Origin of the sequence: Daejeonella sp. (assembly GCF_046590655.1) — a bacterium.
Lineage (GTDB): Bacteria > Bacteroidota > Bacteroidia > Sphingobacteriales > Sphingobacteriaceae > Daejeonella.
This window is the reverse complement of the sequence record NZ_JBKJUM010000115.1, coordinates 1-4,562: the sequence shown is the minus strand read 5'-3', so window position 1 is coordinate 4,562 and position 4,562 is coordinate 1. Positions and strand designations below refer to the sequence as shown.

Annotated in this window: 4 protein-coding genes; 2 read left to right on the top strand and 2 right to left on the bottom strand. The window is 42.5% G+C overall.

Going from position 1 to position 4,562, the window contains the following annotated elements:
- Positions 1-154 precede the first annotated feature (154 nt).
- Together eno and carA are read right to left on the bottom strand one after the other, a co-directional pair.
- Positions 155-1,450 (bottom strand): phosphopyruvate hydratase, encoded by a 1,296-nt coding sequence (gene eno / locus ACLL8Z_RS11205; RefSeq protein ID WP_411274875.1) that lies wholly within the window; start codon positions 1,448-1,450, stop codon positions 155-157.
- Between the two features lie 128 nt (positions 1,451-1,578).
- Entirely contained in the window at positions 1,579-2,676 is a 1,098-nt protein-coding gene (gene carA, locus ACLL8Z_RS11200) for a glutamine-hydrolyzing carbamoyl-phosphate synthase small subunit (RefSeq protein WP_411274874.1), read from the bottom strand.
- 237 nt (positions 2,677-2,913) lie between these two features.
- On the opposite strand from carA, the gene panB reads away from it, so the two are divergent.
- The gene (panB, locus tag ACLL8Z_RS11195; protein ID WP_411274873.1) at positions 2,914-3,729 is read left to right on the top strand and encodes a 3-methyl-2-oxobutanoate hydroxymethyltransferase; all 816 of its coding nucleotides are present in this window, start codon (positions 2,914-2,916) and stop codon (positions 3,727-3,729) included.
- 13 nt (positions 3,730-3,742) lie between these two features.
- A complete protein-coding gene (locus ACLL8Z_RS11190; protein WP_411274876.1) occupies positions 3,743-4,477 on the top strand; it encodes an RluA family pseudouridine synthase in 735 nt (244 codons plus the stop codon).
- The last annotated feature ends 85 nt before the right edge of the window (positions 4,478-4,562 follow it).

Below are 4,562 nucleotides of genomic sequence, written 5' to 3'. Positions count from 1 at the left end.
GGTCTGAGGTCTGAGGTCTGAGGTCTGAGGTCTGAGGTCTGAGGTCTGAGGTCTGAGGTCTGAGGTCTGAGGTCTGAGGTCTGAGAATGACCGTTCAAGTTACGATTTAATTTATACGATTTGCATCAGACTTCCGACCTCCGACCTCAGTCCACTACTTCCTCAAATATTTGAAATTCTTACCAATGAATTTCGCATTTACCCCGAGTTCTTCTTCAATACGAAGCAACTGGTTATATTTTGCAATTCTGTCAGAACGTGATGCGGAACCAGTCTTAATTTGTCCGCAATTTAAGGCCACAGCCAGATCCGCGATGGTATAATCTTCCGTCTCACCAGAACGATGGCTCATTACCGAGGTATAACCATTGTTCTGAGCAAGGCTTACTGCATTAATGGTTTCAGTAAGAGAACCAATCTGATTCACCTTCACAAGTATGGAATTAGCAGTATGAGTGTCTATTCCCTGTTGTAAACGTTTTACATTGGTAACAAAAAGATCATCACCTACCAGCTGGACTTTTGATCCAATTATGTCTGTTAATAATTTCCAGCCCTCCCAGTCGTCTTCGGCCATTCCGTCTTCAATAGAAATGATAGGGTATTTTGAAGCAAGTTTAACCAGGTACTCAACTTGTTCAGTGCTTGTTAAAATTGAACCCTTTTCGCCTTCAAATTTAGTATAATCGTATTTTCCGTCCTTGTAGAATTCAGATGCAGCACAGTCAAATGCTAAATAAATATCCTCCCCGGCTTTGTATCCCGCTTTTTCTATTGCTTCTAATATAGTTTCAATTCCATCTTCGGTTCCTGCGAACTTAGGTGCGAAACCTCCTTCATCACCTACCGCCGTAGATAATCCTCTGTCGTGGAGGATCTTTTTAAGTGTATGGAACACTTCAGTTCCCCAGCGTAAAGCTTCAGAGAAAGAAGAAGCGCCCACCGGCATAATCATAAATTCCTGGAATGCAATCGGCGCATCCGAGTGAGAACCGCCATTAATAATGTTCATCATTGGAATAGGCAGAGTGTTAGCATTAACACCGCCGATATATCTGTACAAAGGCTGACGACTTTCTTGTGCAGCAGCTTTTGCCACAGCAAGTGAAACACCTAAAATTGCATTCGCACCGAGATTCCCTTTATTTTCTGTCCCGTCTAATTTTATAAGTAAGCTGTCAATGCTGTTTTGTTCGAATACATCAATACCGTTTAATTCAGGGGCGATTTTTTCGTTTACGTTGGCGACGGCTTTAAGCACGCCTTTTCCTAAGTATACAGATTTATCCCCATCGCGAAGCTCTACAGCCTCGTGAATACCGGTAGAAGCACCAGATGGAACTGCTGCACGGCCTATTATTCCGTTTTCTGTAATAACATCAACTTCTATAGTAGGATTTCCACGGGAATCCAAAATTTGTCTTGCGTGTACGTCGATAATTAAACTCATGTGTATGTTTTAATGGTAATATTAATCAGTGTATTTTATACACTACGATGATTTATTCAAAAATACATTTTTACTGTGAGAAACATAGAAACCTTTCAACTTCCACGTCTCACTTTTACCTGTTCTGGTCACTTCAGCATAGCCACGAAATCATCAAAAAGATAACGAGAGTCATGCGGGCCAGGTGAAGATTCCGGGTGATACTGCACTGAAAAGGCCTTTTTACCTTTTACCCTTATTCCTTCAATGGATTGGTCGTTAAGGTTAATATGCGTGATTTCTACTTTGTCTGATTTGCGGACATCCTCTTGTATAACTCCAAAACCATGGTTTTGGGAAGTCACTTCGCAGTGGTTTATTATTACATTCTTAACTGGATGGTTTAATCCGCGATGGCCATTAAACATTTTCATAGTGCCGATACCATTCGCAAGAGCAAGAAGCTGATGTCCGAGACAAATCCCAAACAAGGGCTTTTCAGCAGCCAGAATTTCTTTTACAGTTTCAATTGCGTAAGGCATCGCTGCAGGGTCGCCCGGGCCATTGGAAATAAAATAGCCGTCTGGCTCAAACTTTTCCATTTCCGAAAAACTTGTCTTTGCGGGAAAGACTTTCGCGAAAACGCCCCTTTTATCAAAGCTTCTTAGAATATTTTTCTTAACCCCCAGGTCAAGAACTGCTACTTTGTGTGCAGCATTCGGGTCACCGTACTCATACGCTTCTTTGGTAGAAACCTGAGATGAAAGCTCAAGCCCGTCCATTGATGGTACGGTTGCCAGCTTTGTTTTTAGTTGATCGATGTCAAGTATTTCTGACGAAATAATTCCGTTCATCGCACCTTTGTCACGAATATGCCGTACAAGAGCGCGCGTATCGACGTCAGATATTCCTACTATATTTTCATCCTGAAAATAGTCCTGAATAGAAGTGTCGGACATTTTGCGGCTGTATGCAATATTGAAATTTTTGCAAACTAAACCTGCGATCTTTATATCCCCTGATTCTATTTCATCATCGTGGATCCCATAATTCCCAATATGTGCATTGGTAGTAACCATGATCTGCCCAAAATATGAAGGATCTGTAAAGATCTCCTGATATCCGGTCATGCCCGTGTTAAAACATATTTCACCAGAGGTGGTACCAATTTTTCCTGCCGCTTTCCCATGGTAAACAGTTCCGTCTTCCAGAAGCAAAACTGCCGGTAATTTGATGTAATTATTCATTGATTTTATTTGAAGAATTATGAAAATCGGGGAAACAAATGGTCAGTATAGATGAATTCTGACGGTATGGAAGGAAGTTTATTACTTCTTTTATCACAAAGGACAAAAGTATGGATTTATAACTAATATTAAAAGTAAAATTGATTAAGAATTTTAAAATCCTTAAATGTATGGAGGAGTAATATCATATTGTCCCTTTAATCATAACTTTGGTCAGGAATTACTAAACTCAGGCAAATGTCAGTTCACACAGACGTAAAACGAATTACCACAAACACCATCCTTGGGATGAAGCAAAAAGGCGAAAAGATTGCAATGCTTACTTCCTACGATTTTTCAATGGCTACTATCGTAGATGAGGGGGGAATAGATGTTATCCTTGTGGGAGATTCTGCATCAAACGTGATGGCGGGGCATGAAACGACATTACCAATTACCCTTGATCAAATGATATATCATGCTGCCTCCGTAGTGAGAGCGGTAAAACGGGCGCTCGTGGTTGTTGATCTGCCTTTCGGATCGTACCAGGGAAATTCAAAGGAAGCACTTAACTCTGCCATACGCATCATGAAGGAATCGGGTGCGCATTCTGTTAAGCTTGAGGGGGGAATTGAAGTGCGCGAATCCATTGACCGGATAATCACTGCTGGTATTCCGGTGATGGGACACCTCGGACTAACCCCGCAGTCAATATATAAATTCGGAACATACACTGTAAGAGCAAAGGAAGAGGCCGAAGCGGAAAAGTTAAAAAGCGATATTTTAGTGCTTCAGGATGCCGGGTGTTTTTCTGTAGTACTTGAAAAAATACCTGCTGCACTCGCAAAAGAAGTAACTGAAAGTGTTAAGATACCAACGATTGGTATTGGTGCAGGCCCTCATTGCGATGGGCAAGTATTAGTTGTTCACGATATGCTTGGGCTGAATAAAGGGTTTAAACCCAGGTTTCTCAGGCAGTACCTAAACCTGTTTGACGAGATCAACGGGGCGGTCAGCAGTTACGTACGCGACGTCAAATCCGGCTCATTCCCCAATGAGTCAGAGCAATACTGATCTTAAGACAGAGATGAATAGTGCTGATAATAAAAAGTCAAAGTTTCCGGCTCAGGTTGAAGATATCACAGACAAAGACATCTTGTTTGAGGATAATCATCTTATCGCGGTAAACAAGCGTGCGGGAGATATTGTGCAGGTAGATGACACCGGGGATGAGTCACTTGACGAAAAAGTGAAACGCTATATTGCTAAGAAATACAACAAGCCTAATGGTGCATTTTTAGGGGTGGTACACCGACTTGATCGCCCGGTCAGCGGGGTTATTTTGTTTGCTAAAACGAGCAAGGCCCTCGACCGGATTAATAAAATGTTCAAAAGCCGTGATATGCACAAGACTTATTGGGCAGTAGTTAGGAATAGGCCAGTCGTGGAAGAAGGGAATCTTGTACATTGGCTGGTAAAGAATGCCCAAAAGAATGTCACAAAAGCTTACGATAAAGAAATCCCCGGAAGCCAGCGTGCTGAGCTTAACTATAAACTCGTCGGGGAGCTTGGCGGCTATTATCTTATCGAAGTAGATCCGATTACTGGTCGGCCCCACCAGATACGTGTTCAGCTGTCCACTTTAAATTGCCCGATCGTCGGAGATAATAAATACGGTTATCCGCGTGGCAGCTTGAAAAAAAGTATTTGCCTGCATGCCCGCCGTCTTCAATTCCTGCATCCGGTAAAACAGGAGCCTGTAAACATTTTCGCTCCTTTGCCACAGGATGGTTTCTGGGAGAGGTTTGAGGCGTTGGTCTGAGGTCTGAGGTCTGAGGTCTGAGGTCTGAGGTCTGAGGTCTGAGGTCTGAGGTCTGAGGTCTGAGGTCTGAGGTCTGAGGTCTGAG

Bases quoted from the DNA above. Each gene is read 5' to 3' on its own strand.
- panB (WP_411274873.1), top strand. From the start codon at position 2,914: ATGTCAGTTCACACAGACGTAAAACGAATTACCACAAACACCATCCTT.
- carA (WP_411274874.1), bottom strand. From the start codon at position 2,676: ATGAATAATTACATCAAATTACCGGCAGTTTTGCTTCTGGAAGACGGA.
- ACLL8Z_RS11190 (WP_411274876.1), top strand. From the start codon at position 3,743: ATGAATAGTGCTGATAATAAAAAGTCAAAGTTTCCGGCTCAGGTTGAA.
- eno (WP_411274875.1), bottom strand. From the start codon at position 1,450: ATGAGTTTAATTATCGACGTACACGCAAGACAAATTTTGGATTCCCGT.